Here is a 19,556-nt window from a genome sequence, read left to right as displayed (position 1 = left end):
CAACTTGTTCGGTGCCACGCCTGCGGCATAACGTGTCCGACGTGAACTTTCCGCTGCTTCCGGACCCCGAACCCCGGCGGCGCGACTATGTCCTCATCTCCGCTGACGATCACTTGATCGAACCCAAGGATCTCTTTGACGGCCGTCTGCCGCTGCACATGATGGACGCGGCTCCGAAGGTCGTAGACACCGAGGCGGGTCATCAGGTCTGGCTCTACGAAGGCGCCACCTATCCCATGATCGGGATGGATGTGGCGGCGGGGCGTGCCAAAGAACACCGGAGTATGGAGCCCGTTCGATTCGAGCAGATGCGGCCAGGCTGTTACGACATCGAGGCCCGGATCGAGGACATGGACCGAGCCGGCGTATGGGCCTCGCTGTGCTTTCCGACCACCCTCGCGGGGTACGCCGGGACGGTTTTCTCCCGGACCCGCGACCGCGAACTGGGTCTGGCGGTGCTCCGGGCGTGGAACGACTGGCACGTCGAGGTCTGGGCCGGGACCTATCCGGAGCGGATGATCGCGCTGCAGTTGCCGTGGCTCGGCGATCCGGTGATCGCCGCGGCTGAGATCCGGAACAACGCGGAGCGGGGCTTCAAGGCGGTCTCGTTCCCCGACTTCCCCTCGCGCCTGAGGCTGCCGTCGATCCACACGTCCCACTGGGACCCGTTCTTCGCCGCCTGTGAGGAGACGTCGACGGTCGTCTGTCTCCACACCGGGTCGGCGTCCTGGGCGCCCGTTCCGTCGCCCGACACGCCTTTCGAGGCGATTACCACGCTGCTGCCGACGACGGCGCTCTTCGCCTGCGTGGACTGGCTCTGGTCGGGCATCCCGCTCCGGTTCCCCAATCTGAAGATCCTGATCGTCGAGGGCGGCATCGGGTGGGTTCCGATGCTCGCCGAGCGAGCCGACCGGGTGCTGGACCATCCGGTGATCTCCGGGGACGAGCCCGCCGTCTGGACGGGTGACCTGAAGCCGAGCGAGGTCCTCCGCCGGAACTTCTTCTTCAGCTCGCTGGACGACCAGTCCGCCTACGCCCTCCGCGGCGCGATCGGTGTGGAGAACATCCTCCTTGAATGCGGCTATCCCCATGCGGATTCCACCTGGCCGGACATTCAGCGGGTGGTCAACCGGGATCTGGGCAGGCTGCCCGGAGGCGAGGTAGGCCGGATCAGTTACGGGAACGCCGCTCGGCTCTTCGGGCATCCGCTGCCTTCCCGGGCCTGGCTTCGTGGCGAGTCGCTGGACGAGGCGGTCAACGGCAGGACGACATCGGTGTGGCTTGGGCGCGCTCCTGATGTCCGGGATCGGCTCTGAGCGTGCGGGATATCGGGGAAGACGCGAGAAGAATGCACGATTGCGTATCGAACGCGCCCGGTTTCCCGTACGGTCGGTGAAGCTCGTCACGCGCTGACGAGCAGTGCTTACCCAAACGCCACACTAGGCTTACCGGAACAGGGTGCCCCATGCCCGTAGCCGACTTGGTCCGTACCGAGCCTCCGACGTTCACGATGCCGCGGCTCGGTGCGCTCATTCGGCATGCGAGCCCCCGGGTGGTGGCGGGGATGATCGCGCCGGTCCTTGCCTTCTATGCGGGCTTCTTTGCGTTCGGGGCGGTTGGCGGGATGCTCGCCTCGCTCGGCTGGGTGTCCGGGAGCGTGGGCTGGTACATGCTGCGCGAGCGCACCGTGCCCGGCACCATGGTGCTCGCCGTGGTGGCGGTGCTCGCCCGGATGCTCGCCGCCCTGTTGACCGGCAGCATTGTGATCTTCTTCCTCCAGCCCGCGCTCGGCACAATCCTGGTCAGCCTGGCCTTCCTCGCCTCCGTTCCACTGGGAAGGCCGCTCGCCGGGCGCCTAGCCTGCGATCTTGTCCCGCTTTCGCAGGACTTGGTGGAGCATCCGCAGGTACGGCGGTACTTCGCGAGAATCTCCCTGCTGTGGGCCGCAGTGCAGATGAGCAACGCGGTCGTGAGCCTCTGGCTCCTGCTGAGCCAGTCCATCGAGGTGTACCTGCTGGTCCGGACCGCCGCCGTCGGGGTGCTCATGATCGCTGCGGCGGCGGTGACCCTGATCGCCTTCAACCGGTGCCTGCGCCGGATCGGCTGCCCCGGGGCAGCCCGCCCGGTCCGCTTCCGGGCCCGTTCGACGAGCTGGCAAGAGCGCGCGAAGAAGTAGGGAAGAAGAGCTCCGCAGCGGGCAATCAGGGGTGTCATGTTCTTCCGGCAGGGAGACCCGTACCCATGATTGTTGTTCCAGACGAGTCCGCACTCACCGATCCGGAGCGGTTCGGCGCGGTCTTCGACTCGCACTACGCGGAGATCCGCCGCTACATCGGGCGACGGCTCGACCTCGACATCGCCGAGGACCTCGCCGCGGAAACCTTCCTCATCGCCTACCGGCGGCGCCACCGGTTCGACCCCGGCCGGGGAGAGGTCCGGCCCTGGCTGTACGGCATCGCCACCAAGCTGATCGGCCGCCATCGGCGGGCGGAGGTACGGCGTTATCGGGCGCTCGCCCGGGCCGCGCAGCCCGACGTCGAGCGCGGTCACGACCAGCGGGTCGTCGATCGGGTGGCGGCGGGGATCACAGTCGGCCGGCTCGCAGGGGCGCTGGCACGGCTGTCGCGCGGGGAACGCGACGTGGTCCTGCTCATCGCCTACGCCGGGCTCAGCTACCTCCAGGTCGCGGAGGTACTCGGGGTCGCAGGCGGAACCGTGGCCTCCCGGCTCAGCCGGGCCAGGGCCAAACTACGCGACGCTCTGGGGGTGGAGATCTGATGAGCGAGTTCACAGTGATCGACGAGATGATGCCGGATGTCCCCCCGCCCAACCCCGGTGAGGTGCGCCGGGTAAGGGCCCGGGTACTGCGCTCCAAGGGGACACGGCGTCGTGCTCCCTTGAAGTGGGGAGGCGCCGTGGTCGCGGGAGTCGTGACCGTGGCGTTGATCGTGGTGACGGTTGTCGCCGTCTCCGGGCTGGTGGAGAATTCGGCTTCCGGGCGGCAGAGCGCACCCGTTGCCGGTCAGCCGGGAGAGGCTTGGTCTTGGGGGAGCGAGACGGCCACACCGGCCAGGCCGGGTGCCGAGGTGCTGAAGGAGGTGGTACGTCGTGTGGCCTCCCGGCGGGAGACGGTGCGCAGGGTCTGGCGTGAGGAGTATGAGAGCTTCTCCCGGGGGTGGCTAGGAGATGAACAGGAGCGCTACCAGGTCGAGGAGGACTCGGGCGGCCACACCGACTGGCGGGGGTCCGTCGGCGTTGTCACTCAGGGGAGTAGGCTGCCTGAGGTTCGGCCCTTGACCGATGGGGACAAGGCGGCTTGGGAGCGGGCAGGCTCTCCCAAACTCTGCGGAACGACGGACACGGGGGAGGCAGGCGGTTGCGCCCCTGAGAACAACCTCAAGAACGAAACGCCACACAGCGGCAGCCGGTACGCCGGGAGGATGTTCGGCGAGACCACGGTGCGTTTCGAGAAGGCGCGCGGGCTGCCAAAAGATCCGGCACGGTTGAAGTCGTACTTCATGGCGCACTGGGCGGAGCAGGCCGCCGGTTCAAGCCCACCGTGGTACTCCAGCGACGAGCTGCTGTGGTGGGCGGGGGTGCATCTGCTGAGGGAAGTCCCGGCCACCCCCGGAACCCGCGCGGCGGCGCTCCGCATGCTGGCCGCGCTGCCGAATATGCGGTTGACCGACGAGGTCAAGGATGCGATGGGACGGGTCGGCCTGTCCTTCGAATGGAAGCGGGAGACCGCGAAGCATACGCTGGTCTACCGGATGCTGATCAATCGGGCCACAGGTCACCCGCTGTTCGTAGGGGTGGAAACCACGAAGGGGAAGCCGAAGGAGATCGGCTCCATCGGGTTCCTGGTGAAGCGTGTGGGCTGGACCGATGAACTCCCCAAGTGCGCGACCCGAAAGGTGAGCCCCTGCCGCATCTGACGGGCGGATACGGCTGGGCGGATTCAGTGGTCCGCCCGGCCGACGCGGTCTGGTCGGACGGCCGCCTGCGCGGGTGGGGGAGGTGTCCGCCGGGGGCGGACCGGTTACCGGACAGCCGGTTGAGGGCAAGTTGGCTTGGGCCGGTGATGAGCCACGGTGCGGGCGCAAGGCGGCCGCCGAGGTGTCGGCTGAGCCGACCGGTGCGGGCAGGTGTCGTACTGTGGGTCGGCCTGCCTTGCCGTGCGGCGGATAGAGCGGCGGAAGCCGTACGGGTGCCCGTCGGAGAATCCCCCGAAATCGGGGACTGGTTGCTTGTACGCTTTCGCAGATGAGTGACAGTGAGCTGCGATCGTTGATCGCGGAGCGGAACGCCCTCGGCCGGGAGTTGGCTGAATTCCGGAGCAAGGTCTGTCTGGAGTTGGGGATCGTCCGGCGCCAGGAAGTCCGGCGCCAGGGTGAGGAGAGCGGCTCCCATCGGCTCATCACGCTGTCGCTCCCTCCGGACCAGGAGATTCTTGGGCTAATCCGCCGTCTTTGTGAGCTTATGGAGCCGTCGGCGGAGGAGTCGGAGTCCTCCTGCGGCCGAGGTCACGTGATCGCCGACGTAAAGGATCTATCCGGCAATAGCCCTTAAGTCAAAATTTACCCCAGACTTTGAAATGCGGCATATTTCCAGAATTTGCGGTAAAAGTGCACTTGAAGCAGGATTGGTCGCTGTGACGGCCGTGAAGAATCCCCGCGACGGCAGACTCCGAATTCTGGAGGGCGCACTTCGCCGCTTCAGCCAGGACGGTGTCTCCGCGACGACCCTGGCGAGCCTCCGGGAGGAGAGCGGCGTCAGCGTCGGCAGCTTCTACCACCATTTCGCCAGCAAAGATCATGTATTCGGCGTCCTCTACGCCGAGACGCAGCGCATATACCAGGAGGCGTTCCTCCAAGAGCTGTTCCGGCACACCGAGGCCCGGGACGGTATCACCGGGATCGTCGCGTTTCATATGGCCTGGTGTGGCCGTCATCCCGAACGGGCCCGGCTGCTGCTCACCGAGCGGCCACCCCGCCGCGCGGAACCCGGCGGACCCGAGGTGGCGGCGTTGCGGAAGGCGTTTTTCACCGAGGTCGCCTCATGGTGGGATCCGCAGACCGAGCGGGGAAGCATCCGGCAGGTCGGGACGCTGATGTGCTACGTCCTCTGGCTCGGCGCCGCGCAGGAGACCTGCCGCCTGTGGTTCGCGGGGGTTCGCGAGCCGAGCGAGGAGGATGTCGCGGCGCTCAGCGAAGCCGCGTGGCACAGTCTCCGTCAAGATCAGAGCGCCTAGACCGGGCCACGTCCACCACGAAACCCCCCGGTTCGCCACCCCAGCGAACGTGGCCGATCAGGCGCCGTGATGAGGTGCCGTGCCCACGTCGCGTTGCGCGCGCGGCACCTCATCACGTGTGCCCAGCGGAATCGGTCACCCCACCACTTGGTTCGACCCTGCGCCTCGCCACCTCGCTTCGGCTCAGTGTCGACTGACCTTTACGTGATTCCGTTGTGCACCTCTTTAATATGACTGGCACCTTTACGCACGCTTTCAAGGCGGTTGCGGGTCGCTTGCAGCACAGCTCCGGGCACTGACTCGACGGGTTGACAGCCGGGTCGCACCGGGTCCGACAGAGAAGTCACCCGTGAGCGGTCGATACTGGGAAGGTGAACTCCGACCTTCCGGTCCGGCTGCGCGAGGTGTTCGCCGGCGCGGACTACACGATCGACGGCGTACGCGGCCGTCTGGGCGACACGGCCGCGCGGGCGCTCTCCCGCGAGGAGATCGTGCCCGCGCTGCGCGCCACGGGCGACGGCGACGCCCTGGCCACCCTGATCAGGCTCTTCTGGCTTCAGGTGCCCGTGCCGTCCGACCGGGCCCGCCGGGTGCTGCCCGTCGACGAGCTCGCGGCCTGCGGGCTGGTCGATCGCGACGGGGAACGGGTCCGCGCCGCCGTACACATCCAGCCGTGGGACGACCTGGGCTACGTCGTCTCCGATCTCAAGGTCCGGCCGGGCGATCCGCCGCTCCGTCCCGACCATGTGGTCGGTGCGGGCGGGGCCTCGGCCAACCTCGCCCAGCTGGTCACCCGGGACAAGGTGGAGTCCGCGTTCGACCTGGGCACCGGATGCGGCGTTCAGGTGCTGCACCTGGCGGGGCGGGCCGGTTCGGTCACCGCCTCGGACGTCAACCCCAGGGCGCTGGAGCTGGCCCGGATGAGCTGGGCCCTCTCCGGGGTCGAGGGGGTCGAGGCGCTCCAGGGCTCACTGTTCGAGCCGGTGGCGGACCGCCGCTTCGATCTGATCGTCACCAATCCGCCGTTCGTGATCTCGCCGTCGGCCCGGTTGACCTACCGGGAGGCGGGCCTGCCGGGGGACGGGCTGAGCCGCGAGATCGTCCTGCGTGCGCCGGACCGTCTCAACCCCGGCGGCCGATGCCACCTGCTCGCCAACTGGCTCCATGTGCGCGGCGCCGACTGGCGGGATCGGGTGGGCGGGTGGCTCGCGGAGGGGGGCTGCGACGGCTGGGTCGTCCAGCGCGACGTCCAGGATCCCGCCGAGTACGTCGAGCTCTGGCTCCGGGATTCCTGCGATCAGGGGACGCCGGAGTACCGGCGGCGGTACGACGAATGGCTCGCCTGGTTCGACGAGCTGGACGTGACCGGGGTCGGATTCGGGTGGATCACGTTGCACGCGGCCGGTTCGCTCGATCCGGTGGTCCGGGTGGAGGAGCTCCGGCAACGCGTCGAACTGCCGGTCGGCGGGTACGTCGACGACGTGCTGACGGCTATGGGGACGGCGCATCGGATCGGTGACGAGGAGCTGCTCGCCGCCCGTCCGCGTACGGCCGAAGGCGTGGTCGAGGAGCGCTCGGGGCAGCCGGGCGCCGAGGATCCGGAGCGGATCACACTCCGGCAGACCCGTCACCTGATGCGCTCGGTGCAGGTGGGCACGGTCGAGGCCTCGCTCGCCGGGGTCTGTGACGGGACGCTTCCGCTGCGGCCGTTGCTGGAGGCGATCGCGGAGCTCACCGAGGAGGATCCGGGGGAGCTGACGGCCCGCGCTCCCGAGGTGATCCGGTCGCTGGTCGCGGAGGGGTTCTTCATCATCGAGTAGATCAAGCTGGTCATCGGGTATGCGGCGTGCGACGCTCGAAATATGGCGTGCTAGCCCGTTCTATCCCACGGAGGTGTGCATGGGCCGTGATGTACCGGCGATCGTGTTCAGCCACGATGACCGGCGGCGTTTTCGCGACAAGGTGCGTCGCTGTCTGGACGCCTTCGCCTTGATGCTCCGGGACTCCCGGTTCGACTTCGACCGCCCGCTCGCCGGGCTGGAGATCGAGCTCAACCTCGTCGACGACGCGGGTGAGCCGACGATGAAGAACGCCCAGGTCCTGGAGGCGATCGCCGCCCCCGACTGGGCGACCGAGCTCGGACGGTTCAACGTCGAGATCAACATCGAGCCGCAGCGGCTCTCCGGGGACGGGTTCCTCCGGCTGGAGCAGACCGTCCGGGCACGGCTGAACCACGCCGATGCGCGCGCCCAGACGGTGGGCAGCCACATGATGCTCGTGGGGATCCTGCCCACGCTGCGCGAGAGCGACGTCAACGAGGGGACCCTGTCGGCCAACCCGAGATACAAACTCCTCAATGAACAGATCTTCGCGGCGCGCGGGGAGGATCTCCATTTAAAGATCACCGGAGTGGAGCGGCTGAACACCTACGCGGACAGCATCACCCCCGAGGCGGCGTGCACGAGCGTCCAGCTCCACCTTCAGGTGAGCCCGGCCACGTTCGCCAACCACTGGAACGCGGCCCAGGTCATCGCGGGTCCGCAGGTGGCGGTGGCCGCGAATTCGCCGTACCTCTTCGGCAAGGAGCTGTGGCGGGAGACCAGGCTCAACCTCTTCGAGCAGGCCACCGACACCCGTCCCGAGGAGTTGAAGACCCAGGGTGTACGGCCTCGGGTCTGGTTCGGCGAACGGTGGATCACCTCGGTCTTCGATCTGTTCGAGGAGAACTTCCGCTACTTCCCGGCGCTGCTGCCGCTCTGCGAGGACGAGGATCCGCATGAGGTGCTCGCCCGCGGCGACGTCCCGGACCTGGCCGAGCTGTCGCTGCACAACGGCACGATCTACCGGTGGAACCGGCCGGTCTACTCGGCGTCCGGCGGTCAGCCGCATCTGCGGGTGGAGAACCGGGTGCTTCCCGCGGGGCCCACGGTCGTCGACATCATCGCGAACGCGGCCTTCTACTACGGCCTGATCCGTGCCTTGGCCTACACCGAACGTCCGGTGTGGAGTCAGATGTCGTTCCTCGCGGCGGCGGAGAACCTGCGTAACGCGGGGCGGCGGGGGCTGGAGGCCAAGCTCTACTGGCCCGGGCTGGGCGAGGTGTCGGCCTGCGAGCTCATCCTGCGCCGGTTGCTTCCCCTCGCCCACGAGGGGCTGGACCTGTGGGGGGTGGACGGGGCGCAGCGCGATCGGCTTCTCGGCATCATCGAGCAGCGCTGCCTGACGGGGCGAACGGGGGCGGCGTGGCAGGTCGAGACCGTTCGGTCGATCGGCGGTGACCGGTATGAGGCGCTCCGCCAGATGACTCTCCGCTACATCGAGCACATGCACGGCAACACGCCGGTGCACACGTGGCCGGTCTGATCTCGTCGGTTCGCTCGAATGGGTGGCCCGCCCGGACGCCGGGGCGGGCCACGGGGCCGGCGGTGGGTCAGGCGGCTTCCACAAGCCCGAGGCGGGCGCTGAGCAGCGCGCGCACCTCGGGCCATTCACTACTCAGGATTGAGTAGTACGCCGTATCTCGCACCGTGTCGTCGGCTCCCATGGTCTCCGCTCTCCGGATGCCCTCCAGGCGTGCGCCGAGGGCTTCGATGGCGTTCCGGGAGCGGGTGTTGCGTACGTCCGCCTTGATGGTGATCCGGTGGACCTGCCAGGTCTCGAACGCGTGCAGGAGCATGAGGAACTTGCTCTCCAGGTTGACCCCGGTGCGCTGGGCGGAGGGGGCGAGCCAGGTGTATCCGATGTCCGCGACGTCGGGGACGTCCGTGACCGGGTTCCGGGCCGGCGCGTCACAGGATTGGGGCCGCTGCCAGTAGCACAGGTTCAGGAAACGGGTGGTGCCGACGATCGCGTCGGTCTTCATCCATCTGATCGCGAAGGGGACGGTACGGCTTTCCGCCTGCTCAGCCAACGCCTCTGAGATGTAGGCGGCCATGTCTTCCCGGCCCTCGGGGACGCGGGTGAAGCGATACGTGGATCGGTCTTCACCCGCCGCCGCGGTGAGATCGTCGACCGCGGCGAGACTGAGTGGTTCCAGGCGCACAGTGCGCCCGGAAAGTGTGACGAAAACGGGCATTGGCACATGATGGAGGCTGAAGACTGTTTTCGCGACATAGCCTGATGAAACAACTTGGAAACGCCCAGGTGAACTTAGGTAGCCGACCGTAATTGTGCAGGTGGAAGGCCCAGCAGGTCGGCGAGGCCGTTTCTCCGGCGTTTTACCGGTGTTTGTCATGGGGTGTTCTGGCGGCTGTCGCCGCGTCACCCGTACCAGACGGCGAACCCTCCCGATATTTGCCGGAGACGGCCATTCAACGGGGGCATGCGCGGGAGCGGAACGGCCTGCCGGCCGCTTTCCCGGTCGGCCGTCCCCACTGGCCGTATCCCCGATATTCGGATGGCCGCCGGCGACGGGACCGAGGCCCATGGGGTTGGAGGAAGCGGTGATCTCGTCACGGCAGGGCTGTGACGTTCCAGGTCTTATCCCACGGCGTTTCGGCATTCAACCCAACCGCCGGATGGGGATTCCGCGGCTTTCGGCGATGTAGGTCTGCGGAGCTAGGGCTTGGGGCGGATAGTCCACCCGTATGACGGGTTAATTGGCGTTCAGGGCCGATGATGGGAAAGCGCTGTGCTTCTACCCTTCGGGCATCTGTATCGGTGCCGACGAGGAGCCCAATTGTGGAACGCAGAGTAGGGAAGCGGAACCTGGCCGCGGCGATCGGTGGCTGGAGCGCGCGCCACCGGTGGGCGGCGATCCTGCTCTGGGTGGCGTTCACGGTCGGCGCGACCCTCGTCGGCAACGCCGTCGGCATCGCCGAGACCAAGAACTACCAGCTGCAGAACGGGGACTCCCGCAAGGCTTCCAAGATCCTCGACACCGCGGGCTTTCCCAACCCCGCCGCGGAGACGGTGCTGATCGAGGCGGGGGACAGCGGCCTCACCGTCGACGACCGGCGGTACCGTGCCGCGGTCGACCGGCTGGCGAGCGAGATCACGGCCACCGGGCTGACCCAGGACCTGCGCACGCCGTACGACACCGAGGCGGCGGCCCCGGTCACCGCGGACCGGAAGACCGCGCTGCTGCTCTTCACCATGAAGGGTGAACGAGGCCAGGCCGACCGGCACGTCCAGCGGGTTGTCGACGCCGTCGCGGCCGTACAGCGGGAGTTTCCCGAGCTCCGGATGGCCCAGGCCGGGGACGCCAGCTCCGCCAAGATGATCGACGGGGCCCTCGCCGACGACTTCGTGAAGGCCGAGTTGATCTCGATCCCGCTCACCCTCGGGATCCTGCTCGCCGCCTTCGGGGCGCTGCTCGCGGCCGTCGTCCCGGTGGCGCTGGCGCTGACCGCCTTCATGGCCTCGCTGGGGCTGCTCGCGCTGGCCAGTCAGGCCGTTCCGGCGGCCGACACGACCAGCAACCTGATGCTGCTCATCGGCCTCGCGGTCGGCGTCGACTACTCGCTCTTCTACATCCGCAGGGAGCGTGAGGAGCGGGCCAAGGGGCGGAGCCGGGAGCGGGCGCTGCGGATCGCCGCGGCCACCTCCGGCCGGGCGGTCGTCATCTCCGGCATCACGGTGATCGTCGCTCTGGCCGGGATGTTCCTCACCGGCAACGGTGTCTTCATCGGGCTCGCCGAGGGCGCGATCCTGGTGGTGCTCACCGCGGTCCTCGGCTCCGTCACGGTCCTTCCCGCGATCCTGTCCCTGATCGGCGACCGGATCGAGTCCAGAGTCGTCCACGGCACGTTCCGTGTGGTCAGCGGGGGGCGGATCACGTGGAAGAGGGTCCTCGGCGGCCGGGTCGGGGGCGGACGCCTGTGGGGTGCGGTGCTGAGTGCGGTGCTCCGCCGTCCGCTGGTGTCCCTCCTGGTCGCCGGGGGCCTCCTCGTCGCCATGGCGGCCCCCGCCCTGCAGCTCAAGACCGGGGAGCAGGGGATCAACGACCTCCAGGGCGACTTCCCGATCGTGGAGACGTTCAAGCGGGTCGAGAAGGCGTTCCCGGGCGGCAACGAGCCCGCCAGGGTCGTCGTCAAGGCGGCCGACGTCACCGCCCCCGAGGTGGTTCAGGCCATCGAGCGTTTCAAGGAGCGGGCGCTTGCGACCGGGCAGACGAACGAGCCGTTCGGTGTCCGGGTCAATCCCGGCAAGACCGTCGCGATCGTGTCGATCGGGCTGAAGGGCGCGGGTCCTGGGGACGCCGTTTCCGAACAGGCGGTGCGGACCCTGCGCCAGACGGTGGTGCCGGCCACCTTGCCGGGGGTGGAGGTCTACGTCTACGGCAGCGTCGCGAGTTCCATGGACTTCAACGATCAGCTGAACCGGACCCGGCCCTGGGTCTTCGCCTTCGTGCTGCTGCTCGCCTTCATCCTGCTGCTGGTCTCGTTCCGCTCGCTGGTCGTCGCGATCAAGGCGGTGGTCCTCAACCTCCTCTCGGTGGCCGCGGCCTACGGGGCGTTGGTGGCGATCTTCCAGTGGGGGTGGGGGGAGAGCCTGCTCGGCTTCACCTCCACCGGAGTGATCACGAACTGGCTCCCCCTGTTCCTCTTCGTCATCCTGTTCGGACTGTCGATGGACTATCACGTCTTCATCCTCAGCCGAATCCGGGAGGCCTACGACCGGGGGATGCGGACCGAGGAGGCCGTCACTTACGGGATCAAGGCCACGGCGGGCGTGGTGACCAGCGCGGCATTGATCATGGTGGCGGTCTTCGGCGTCTTCGCCACCCTCTCCCTCCTGACCTTCATCCAGGTCGGGGTGGGATTGGCGATCGCGATCCTGATCGACGCCACGATCATTCGGGCCGTCCTGCTCCCCGCCGCCATGCAGCTGCTCGGCGACCGGAACTGGTACCTCCCCCGCGTGCTCCACTGGCTGCCCCGGCTCTCCCACGGCGAGGAGGAGGCCGAGGAGGACCCGGCTCCCGCCGCCGTGCTCGCCGGGGTCAAGTGAGGGACGACGTCCCCGATGAGGTACGGCCGGCGGTGGGGTCCGGCCGTACCTCATAGATCATCTCCAGGACCTGGTCCAGGCGGTCCAGGGAGGCTTTGATCCACGGTAGGTCGAGTGGGTCGGGGGCGGCGAGCGCGTCCAGCCGGTCCCGCTCGCTCTCGCCGTACAGCATGCTCGTCGCGATCCGCAGGCGGAGCGCCTCGGCGTGATCGCCGAAGTCGGATCCCGCGAGCACCCCCACCCCGAACACCTCCATGAGGAAGCGCCGGAGTCCGGCTCCGGTTCCGATGCCGTACGTCCGGCTGAGGAGCTCGCGCCAAGGCTCGAAGTCGGGGTAGGAGTAGAAGCCGGCCTCGGGCATCGTGACGGACACGCCCGCCTTGGCGAACCGCTCGGCCACCCCCCGGGCGACCGCCGCGTGGAGCCGTCGGCTCTCCCGGACACGGTTCGTCAGCTCCTCCGGCTCACCGAACGCGTAGGCCGCGACCTGCTGGACGGGGCCGGCCGGGCTCGACCAGATCTCGCTCGCCACACCGGCCAGGTGGGCCCGCAGGTCCCGGCCGTAGGGGGTGCCGGGGAGCCGGGCGACCCCGATTCGCCAGCCACCCAGGGCGAGGTTCTTGCTCAACGCGGTGGTGATGATCGTCCGTTCCGGGGCGACCTCGGCGGGGCTCAGGTACGGCGTGGCGGGATCGAAGATCAAATCGCGGTAGATCTCATCGGCGACGATGAGCAGATCCAGCTTCCCGGCCGCCGCGCAGAGCCGTTCCACCGTCTCGGGGCGGGCCACCGTCCCGGTGGGGTTGTCGGGCAGGGTGGCCACCAGGAAACGCACCGAGCGCCCATGCCTTCGCGCCTCGGTGACCGCGGACACCAGCGCCTCGGGGTCGGGGACGCCCCCCTGGCCCGGCACGGTGTCCACGAAGACGGGCCTGGTGCCGGCCAGCCGGGCCTGCGCCGCGTAGCTGACCCAGCTCGGCCGGGGGAGGACCGGGTCGCCGCCGAGGGCGAGGGCGAGGGCGTAGAGCAAAGGCTTGCTCCCCGGTCCGCAGATCGTCGAATCCGGATCGGTGGGGAGGTTACGGCGTTGCCAGTAGCCGGCGGCGGCCTGGCGGAGTTCGGTGATCCCGGCCACCGGGCCGTAGGAGTTGCGCCCCGCCGCCGCGGCCAGACGCTCGCGCAGGGCCGGGTGCACCGGAAGACCGGCCTCGCCGAAAGCCAGGGGGAGGACGGGCAGACCGGCCCGTCGCCGTCGTTCGATCGCCTCGTTGGCCGCCAGGGTGGCGGACACCGCGATGGACATCATGAATCTCCATGACCTGGGGAATGTCTGATCGCCAGTCTTACCCAGCCCGCCGACAATCGCCTATCACTCCAAGCAGCACTTTTACCTAGTGTTAACAATCATGTCCTATGGAGATTTGAAGAAATTTTTCGCATTTGTGGTTTGGTGTCGGTACGGTGACGCCGACCTGCCGCCGAACGGGGAATTAGCGGTTTTGACAGCCGGGCGCGGTAACTTGTGGCCATGAAGATATTCGCGACCGTAATGTCAGCGGCTCTTCTCGGGGCCGTCATATCGGTGGCCACGGCCCATTCGCCGGTGTCCGCAGCCACGCTTCCCAAGCCGTCGACCCCAGCTTCGAAGCAGTATTTATACGTTAACCCGACATATGGCCACTATAATGTGAGATCCGGTAAGTCACCGAAGAAGCAGCTTGTCGCCACCGTCTACCCCAATGGGCGTTCGGCCTGCTTCCAGGGCGAATGCAGCGTGGAGCGGGGTCGGGGGTACCGCTGCAACGGGGGTGAGCAGCGCAGGTTCGACTGGTACGCGGTGCGGATCGGCAAGTCGGAGCGGAGATACGTCGCCGCGGCCTGCGTGGTCGTCAAGTCGGGTGAGCGAAGCCCGGTAAGGAATCAGCGGCCTGTCGCCGGGTAAATTTATGGTGGATTATCTGGGTTCCCGGACTATTTCTGTAGAACGCCGACATAGGTGAAGATTCCCAGGTCGTCACTCCATTCATAGTCGATGGCGTTGCCGTTCTTGGTCAGGGTGATGTCGCCGGGGACACAGGCACCGTCGATGTTCTCCAGCCGTACCGTCAGCGTGGAGCCGGAAACAGACCGGACGGCGAGGTCGCCGGAGCAGGAGTTGGCCGGCTCCTCCCACCGGCCTTTCCTTTCCCCTCGGGCCAGCATTACGGTGATGTCGTAATTTGTGGCCGTCTTGGTGTTCTTAATGTTTCCCCGCCAGGTGCCGTGAAAGCCGGCGGGTATCACCGTGCCCCCGTTGTCGGCGGCCTTGGACTCGGAGGGGGACTCCTCCGGTTCCGCACCGGTCGGCTCGTCCGAGGATCGCGAGGAGGTGGCGGGCGCGGCGTCGGTGCCACGCTCGCCCCCCGGATCCGCCGACGGGGAGGTGAGCTGCCAGACGGCGACGCCGCCGACCAGGAGGACGGCCGCCGCTCCGGCGATCACGCCGATCAACCGGCCGCGGCCACCTCGGCCGACCCGGCCCGGCTGGGTGGGGGCCGCGGAGTAGCCGCCCGGGGAAGGGGTGGGAAAGGGCCGGCTCTGCGATGCGGTACTCGATGACGCCGGACCGACCAGCCTGATCAGGAGCTGCTGCGCGTCGGGACGTGCCAGCGGGTCCTTGGCGAGGCAGTCGGCGAGCGGCGCGCGCAACCGCTCCGGGATCGACGACAGGTCGGGATGGTGGTGGAGGACTCTGCCCAGGACCGCGGCGACCGAGTCCGAGCCGAACGCCGCCTGGCCGGTCGCCGCGAAGACCATGGTCGACGCCCAGGCGAAGATGTCCGCCGCGGGGGTCACCGGTACGCCGCTGAGCTGTTCGGGGGCGAGATAGGCGGGGGTGCCGATCAAGCCGGAGGTGATGGTGGGGTTCTCGGCGATCCTGGCGATGCCGAAGTCGACGACGCGGGGTCCGTCCGGACCGAGCAGCACGTTCGCCGGTTTGAAGTCGCGGTGGATCACTCCCGCCGAGTGGATGGCGGCCAGCGCCGTGGCCGTACCGACCATCAATCGTTCCAGGTCGCCGCCGCGCAACGGGCCGCGCTCCCCGACGCGCTCCTGGAGCGAGGGGCCGTCGACGAACTCGCTGACGATGTACGGGCGGCGCCCCTCGACCGAGGCGGCGAGCACGCGCGCCGTACAGAACGAGGCCACGTCGGTGATCGCGGAGAACTCGCGGGTGAGCCGGGTCCGGGCGTCCCCGCTCGCGTCGGCCCGGAGCACCTTGACGGCGACCTGCTCCCCTTCGGGGGTCAGGCCGAGGTAGACAACCCCCTGGCCACCTTCACCGAGCCTGGCCACCAGGGTGAAGCGGTCCAGTCGGCGGGGGTCTTCCGGGGTCAGGGGGTGTGACATGGGTTCTACCGTACAGAAGTCGCCATTGTCCGCATCGAGTGCTCGACCAGTGTGATCAGTACGTGCTTCACGGATTCCCGCTTCCGCGCGTCGCACAGCATGACGGGGACGTCGGCGTCGAGGTCGAGCGCGATCCTGACGTCCCCCGGCTCGTAGCGTTGCGCGTTGTCGAAACAGTTGACGGCCACGATGAACGGCGTCCCCTGTCGCTCGAAGTAGTCGACCGAGGGGAAGCAGTCGGTGAGCCGCCGGGTGTCGGCGAGGACGACGGCGCCGAGCGCGCCCAGGGAGAGCTCATCCCACATGAACCAGAACCGCTGCTGTCCCGGGGTGCCGAAGAGGTAGACCGCCAGGCCCTCCCGGAGGGTGAGCCGGCCGAAGTCCATGGCGACCGTGGTGGTTCGCTTCTCCTCGATGCCGTCGGTGTCGTCGACTCCCACGCCGACGTCGCTGAGGACCTCTTCGGTGCGGAGCGGCCTGATCTCGCTGATCGAGCCGACCATGCTGGTCTTGCCCACACCGAAGCCCCCGGCCACCAGGATCTTGAGGGCGATGGGCGGCTCAGAGCGCGCGTAGTCCATTGATCACTTCTTTCAAGATGCGCTCGCTCGGCATCTCGGCGACACGAGCGGGTGGCCGAACCATCACGAGCCGCTGCTCGAGAAGGTCGCCCAGAAGAACCCGTACGACGCCGAGCGGGAGGTCCAGCTCGGCGGCGACGTCGACGACCGACGTCGCCCTTGTGCACAGGGAAAGTATCGCCAGATGCTCGGGCCCGAGTTCAGCTGGGGGCCGACCCGGGACCGACGTCACCAGAGCGATGAGGTCGAGGAACTCACCCGTTGGTCGGGTTCGACCTCGAATCATGGCATACGGACGAACGACTGGCCCCGCGTCGTCGTCGAGCCATCGCTCGCTCACGGGTGGGTCACTCTCGGATTTGTCGAGAGATGTGGGCCCACCCGCTTGACCAGCAGGGCCATTTCATAGGCGATGTGCCCCGCGTCGGCGTCGGTGTCGCTGAGCACCGCGAGGCAGCTGCCCTGTCCCGCGTTGGTCACGAACAGGAACGCCGACTCCATCTCGATGATGGTCTGCCGGACGTTGCCGCCGCCGAAGTGACGTCCCGCCCCACGGGCCAGGCTCTGGAAGCCGGCGGCCACCGCCGACAGATGCTCGGTGTCCTCCCGGCTCAACCCCTGGGAGGCCCCTACCGCGAGCCCGTCGTTTGACAGGACGACTGTGTGGCGGACACCGGCCACCCGGCTGACCAGGTCGTCCAGCAACCAATTCAGCTCGCCTCTCGCCGTGGACGGCGCCATTAGACATCCCCTTCACGTTCCGCATCGATTCGTCCGCGCTGCCACCCCTTTTGGAAGGAGGTCAGCATCGCGCTGGCTTCCTCAGGAGAGCGTTGCGTAACTTCTAGTGATTCTCCCGATATTTCGCTATCTGTCGGTACGGCAGGCCCTGCGTTGCCGTTCCGGCGTTCATCCTGGCGCAGTTGGGGGGCGAGATTGGCCTGCCGGACCCGCCGCGGCAATCCCGCATGGGTGGGGGGCGGAGCCGGGGCCGGTGCCGGGGTTTCGCCGGCTTCCGACTCTCTGACCTCCGGCTCCCTGATCTGAGGTTCGGCGGAAGCCTCGGTGAACACGGCGAGAACCGGGGGAGCCCCGTTCGGGGCGGGCTGCGCGGACTGAATGGACGGCAGCTGTACGGCTCGCGTGGACCGCGCCGTACGGGTCGGGCGCGGGGTCGAGGCGAGAATGGGTGGGGTCGCCTCCAGCTCGGGCATCTTCTCCTCCGGTGCCCCCTGATCCAGCTCCGCCTCGTTGACGATGAGCGTGTGCGGGATCAACACGATCGAGGTCGTCCCGCCGTACGGCGACGGCCGGAGCACGACCCTGATCGCATGCCGTTCGGCGAGACGGCCGACGACGAACAGGCCCAGCCGATCGCTGTCGGCCAGATCGAACTCCGGTGGGTTCGCCAGCCGGTTGTTGATCTCGACGAACTCCTCGTGGCTCATCCCCAGCCCGCGGTCCTCGATCTCGACCGCGAAACCGTTCCCCACCATCTCGCCGCGGACGGTGACCTGGGTATGGGGTGGCGAGAAGATCGTGGCGTTCTCCACGAGCTCGGCGACGAGGTGGATGACGTCCGCGACGGACGGACCGACCAGCGACGCCCGCGGGACCCCGGCGACCGTGACGCGGGTGTAGTCCTCGACCTCGGCCACCGCGCCTCTGAGCACGTCGACCAGAGGTACGGGCTTGCGCCAGCCGCGTCCCGGGGTGGCGCCGGACAAGATGATCAGGCCCTCCGCGTGACGGCGCATACGGGTGGTGAGGTGGTCGAGCCGGAACAGGTCGTCGAGCACCTCGGGCTCGTTGGCCTTGCGCTGCATGCCGTCGAGCTGGGTGAGCTGCCGGTGCAGCAGCGACTGGTTGCGCCGGGCCAGGTTGAGGAAGACCTGGCTTACGCCCTTGTGCAGCTTGGCCTGCCCGACCGCGGCCTCGATGGCCGTCCGCTGCACCGCGGTGAAGGCCCGGCCCACGTCGCGGATCTCATCGGTGTTGCCCAGCGAGATCGGGGGCGCCTCGACCCCGATGTTGACGTCCTCGCCCGTCTTGAGGCGGTCGACGACCCGGGGCAGCCGGACCACCGCGAGCTCCAGCGCGGCGTCCCGCAGGCTCGCGAGCTCCAGGATGATCCGCCGGCCGAAGCGCACGGAGAGGAAGATCGAGGTGATGACCGCGACGAGCCCGAGGAATCCGGCGATGGCGATGCGGATGCCGATGTCGATCGCGATGGTGAGGGAGCGGTCGGCGAGGTACTTCGCCGAGGGGACGTGGATCCGGTCGATCGACTGCAGGACCGCGTCCGCGGTGAGACGCCAGGCGCCGAGCTCCCTGGGCAGCCCGGCGGAGCCGCGCTCCCCGATCGCGTTCTCGACCTGCGAGAACTGCCGGTAGATCGGGGACTCGATCAGCTCGTCGTAGGGGTTGCGGAGTTCGGACTCCAGGGCGGGGATCTCCTGATCGAAGATGTACCGCCGGGTCGCCGTGAAGCCGTCGATCACCGCGGTCTCCGGCAGGGAGAGCCGGCCTTCGATGATGGCGCCGGAGATCAGGGCGTGCTCTCTGGACATGATGTCCCGGGCGCGGTTGAGCTTCGCCAGCGCGTGTGCCTGCTGATACAGGGATATGTCGAGGTTCGGGATGATCTGGTCGGACATCAGGGAGATGGTGTCGAGCATCTTGTTGTACTCGAGCACGGCCTGGAGGCGATTCACACTCCGGGTCTCCACCCTGCTCCGAAGCTCGCTGAGCTTGTCCAGCTGAGAGAACATCTGCTCGACGAAGGGAATGAGCTGCTTGGTGGTCGCGGCCCGGGCGTCCGGGGAGGTGGCCTTGCCGCGGAGGTCGGCCAGCGCGGCGTTGGTCCTGGTCTTCTGGGCGCTCAACTCGTTGTCGGGGAGGAGCGGGGTGCTGAGGAAAAAGGCCGTCAGCAGGCGCTCATTCTGGAGCTCGATACTCAGAGCGGTCGAGGGCTCGGTGAAGTGCTCGTCGAGTCTGCTGATATTGAGCAGCTTTAGACCGTCGCCCAGCGTGACGCTGGCCGCAAATCCCCAGAGAGCGATGAGCGAGGCGAGGGGGACCAGGAGCAGCGCAAAGATCTTGAACCGGATCGGCCGGTTGCCAGAAGCCATACCACCTCGTCCCGGAGCACTTTATGGAGGCTCGCATACCATTGTCATGAAATGCACCTCCAGAGATCGCAGAGAGGGTAACACCGAAGGGGGGTTGTGCGCCCGAGAGACACTCCCTTAAGTGTGGTATCTCGCTCAAGAGGCAGTCTGTGTTGTCGCGAAAATGTCGAAATTATCAGACACTAGCGTCGTGATCCATAGCCGTTTGGTGCTGGAGTCGCCGCCGCCGCTCGGGAAACCCGTCACGATGTG

The 19,556-nt window shown here is 67.8% G+C and carries 17 protein-coding genes; 10 read left to right on the top strand and 7 right to left on the bottom strand.

Annotated elements, in window-relative coordinates; genetic code table 11:
- The first annotated feature begins 41 nt into the window (after positions 1-41).
- The 8 genes from RUR_RS34560 to RUR_RS34525 all read left to right on the top strand — a co-directional run bounded on the left by RUR_RS34560 (position 42) and on the right by RUR_RS34525 (position 8,614).
- Positions 42-1,316, top strand: a complete 1,275-nt coding sequence (locus RUR_RS34560; RefSeq protein ID WP_283139440.1) for an amidohydrolase family protein — start codon at positions 42-44, stop codon at positions 1,314-1,316.
- A gap of 149 nt (positions 1,317-1,465) precedes the next feature.
- Positions 1,466-2,176 (top strand): VC0807 family protein, encoded by a 711-nt coding sequence (locus tag RUR_RS34555; protein ID WP_283139439.1) that lies wholly within the window; start codon positions 1,466-1,468, stop codon positions 2,174-2,176.
- 65 nt (positions 2,177-2,241) lie between these two features.
- Positions 2,242-2,778, top strand: coding sequence for an RNA polymerase sigma factor (locus RUR_RS34550; protein WP_283139438.1), 537 nt, complete (start codon positions 2,242-2,244; stop codon positions 2,776-2,778).
- Positions 2,778-3,935: a hypothetical protein gene (locus RUR_RS34545; RefSeq protein ID WP_283139437.1), complete on the top strand. Its 1,158-nt coding sequence runs from the start codon at positions 2,778-2,780 to the stop codon at positions 3,933-3,935. The genes RUR_RS34550 and RUR_RS34545 overlap by 1 nt, the downstream gene beginning before the upstream one ends.
- A 328-nt stretch (positions 3,936-4,263) precedes the next feature.
- The gene (locus RUR_RS34540; protein ID WP_283139436.1) at positions 4,264-4,569 is read left to right on the top strand and encodes a hypothetical protein; all 306 of its coding nucleotides are present in this window, start codon (positions 4,264-4,266) and stop codon (positions 4,567-4,569) included.
- Between the two features lie 82 nt (positions 4,570-4,651).
- The gene (locus RUR_RS34535; protein ID WP_283139435.1) at positions 4,652-5,251 is read left to right on the top strand and encodes a TetR/AcrR family transcriptional regulator; all 600 of its coding nucleotides are present in this window, start codon (positions 4,652-4,654) and stop codon (positions 5,249-5,251) included.
- A gap of 371 nt (positions 5,252-5,622) precedes the next feature.
- Positions 5,623-7,071 carry a DUF7059 domain-containing protein gene (locus tag RUR_RS34530; RefSeq protein ID WP_283139434.1) on the top strand — a complete coding sequence of 483 codons (1,449 nt, stop codon included), beginning with the start codon at positions 5,623-5,625 and terminating at the stop codon, positions 7,069-7,071.
- A gap of 79 nt (positions 7,072-7,150) precedes the next feature.
- Positions 7,151-8,614: a glutamate-cysteine ligase family protein gene (locus tag RUR_RS34525; RefSeq protein ID WP_283139433.1), complete on the top strand. Its 1,464-nt coding sequence runs from the start codon at positions 7,151-7,153 to the stop codon at positions 8,612-8,614.
- Between the two features lie 67 nt (positions 8,615-8,681).
- Here RUR_RS34525 and RUR_RS34520 read toward each other — a convergent pair whose 3' ends face one another.
- Positions 8,682-9,293, bottom strand: a complete 612-nt coding sequence (locus RUR_RS34520; RefSeq protein WP_283139432.1) for a GNAT family N-acetyltransferase — start codon at positions 9,291-9,293, stop codon at positions 8,682-8,684.
- Between the two features lie 638 nt (positions 9,294-9,931).
- On the opposite strand from RUR_RS34520, the gene RUR_RS34515 reads away from it, so the two are divergent.
- The gene (locus tag RUR_RS34515) at positions 9,932-12,202 is read left to right on the top strand and encodes an MMPL family transporter (RefSeq protein WP_283139431.1); all 2,271 of its coding nucleotides are present in this window, start codon (positions 9,932-9,934) and stop codon (positions 12,200-12,202) included.
- Here RUR_RS34515 and RUR_RS34510 read toward each other — a convergent pair.
- Entirely contained in the window at positions 12,195-13,505 is a 1,311-nt protein-coding gene (locus RUR_RS34510; RefSeq protein ID WP_283139430.1) for a pyridoxal phosphate-dependent aminotransferase, read from the bottom strand. The two genes, RUR_RS34515 and RUR_RS34510, sit on opposite strands and share 8 nt — an antisense overlap.
- Before the next feature lie 384 nt (positions 13,506-13,889).
- Between RUR_RS34510 and RUR_RS34505 the strand changes: the two genes are divergently transcribed.
- On the top strand, positions 13,890-14,144 hold the full coding sequence (locus tag RUR_RS34505; RefSeq protein ID WP_283139429.1) for a hypothetical protein: 255 nt from the start codon (positions 13,890-13,892) through the stop codon (positions 14,142-14,144).
- A gap of 29 nt (positions 14,145-14,173) precedes the next feature.
- Here RUR_RS34505 and RUR_RS34500 read toward each other — a convergent pair whose 3' ends face one another.
- Genes RUR_RS34500 through RUR_RS34480 form a run of 5 tightly spaced genes read right to left on the bottom strand, consistent with a single transcriptional unit; the run spans position 14,174 to position 19,304 of the window.
- The gene (locus RUR_RS34500) at positions 14,174-15,592 is read right to left on the bottom strand and encodes a serine/threonine protein kinase (RefSeq protein WP_283139428.1); all 1,419 of its coding nucleotides are present in this window, start codon (positions 15,590-15,592) and stop codon (positions 14,174-14,176) included.
- 5 nt (positions 15,593-15,597) lie between these two features.
- Positions 15,598-16,173, bottom strand: coding sequence for a GTP-binding protein (locus RUR_RS34495; protein ID WP_283139427.1), 576 nt, complete (start codon positions 16,171-16,173; stop codon positions 15,598-15,600).
- Entirely contained in the window at positions 16,154-16,459 is a 306-nt protein-coding gene (locus RUR_RS34490; protein ID WP_283139879.1) for a DUF742 domain-containing protein, read from the bottom strand. The genes RUR_RS34495 and RUR_RS34490 overlap by 20 nt, the downstream gene beginning before the upstream one ends.
- Positions 16,460-16,509: 50 nt before the next feature.
- Positions 16,510-16,914 carry a roadblock/LC7 domain-containing protein gene (locus RUR_RS34485; RefSeq protein ID WP_283139426.1) on the bottom strand — a complete coding sequence of 135 codons (405 nt, stop codon included), beginning with the start codon at positions 16,912-16,914 and terminating at the stop codon, positions 16,510-16,512.
- Positions 16,914-19,304, bottom strand: coding sequence for a sensor histidine kinase (locus RUR_RS34480; protein ID WP_283139425.1), 2,391 nt, complete (start codon positions 19,302-19,304; stop codon positions 16,914-16,916). Before RUR_RS34480 ends, RUR_RS34485 begins: the two co-directional genes overlap by 1 nt.
- Between the last annotated feature and the right edge of the window lie 252 nt (positions 19,305-19,556).

It is taken from the genome of Rhizohabitans arisaemae, from assembly GCF_025996515.1.
GTDB lineage: Bacteria > Actinomycetota > Actinomycetes > Streptosporangiales > Streptosporangiaceae > Rhizohabitans > Rhizohabitans arisaemae.
This window is presented reverse-complemented; position numbering and strand designations above follow the sequence as displayed.

Coding starts and splice junctions, on each gene's coding strand:
- RUR_RS34510 (WP_283139430.1), bottom strand. CDS start 13,505: ATGTCCATCGCGGTGTCCGCCACCCTGGCGGCCAACGAGGCGATCGAA.
- RUR_RS34485 (WP_283139426.1), bottom strand. CDS start 16,914: ATGGCGCCGTCCACGGCGAGAGGCGAGCTGAATTGGTTGCTGGACGAC.
- RUR_RS34545 (WP_283139437.1), top strand. CDS start 2,778: ATGAGCGAGTTCACAGTGATCGACGAGATGATGCCGGATGTCCCCCCG.
- RUR_RS34500 (WP_283139428.1), bottom strand. CDS start 15,592: ATGTCACACCCCCTGACCCCGGAAGACCCCCGCCGACTGGACCGCTTC.
- RUR_RS34495 (WP_283139427.1), bottom strand. CDS start 16,173: ATGGACTACGCGCGCTCTGAGCCGCCCATCGCCCTCAAGATCCTGGTG.
- RUR_RS34550 (WP_283139438.1), top strand. CDS start 2,242: ATGATTGTTGTTCCAGACGAGTCCGCACTCACCGATCCGGAGCGGTTC.
- RUR_RS34525 (WP_283139433.1), top strand. CDS start 7,151: ATGGGCCGTGATGTACCGGCGATCGTGTTCAGCCACGATGACCGGCGG.
- RUR_RS34540 (WP_283139436.1), top strand. CDS start 4,264: ATGAGTGACAGTGAGCTGCGATCGTTGATCGCGGAGCGGAACGCCCTC.
- RUR_RS34555 (WP_283139439.1), top strand. CDS start 1,466: ATGCCCGTAGCCGACTTGGTCCGTACCGAGCCTCCGACGTTCACGATG.
- RUR_RS34480 (WP_283139425.1), bottom strand. CDS start 19,304: ATGGCTTCTGGCAACCGGCCGATCCGGTTCAAGATCTTTGCGCTGCTC.
- RUR_RS34490 (WP_283139879.1), bottom strand. CDS start 16,459: ATGATTCGAGGTCGAACCCGACCAACGGGTGAGTTCCTCGACCTCATC.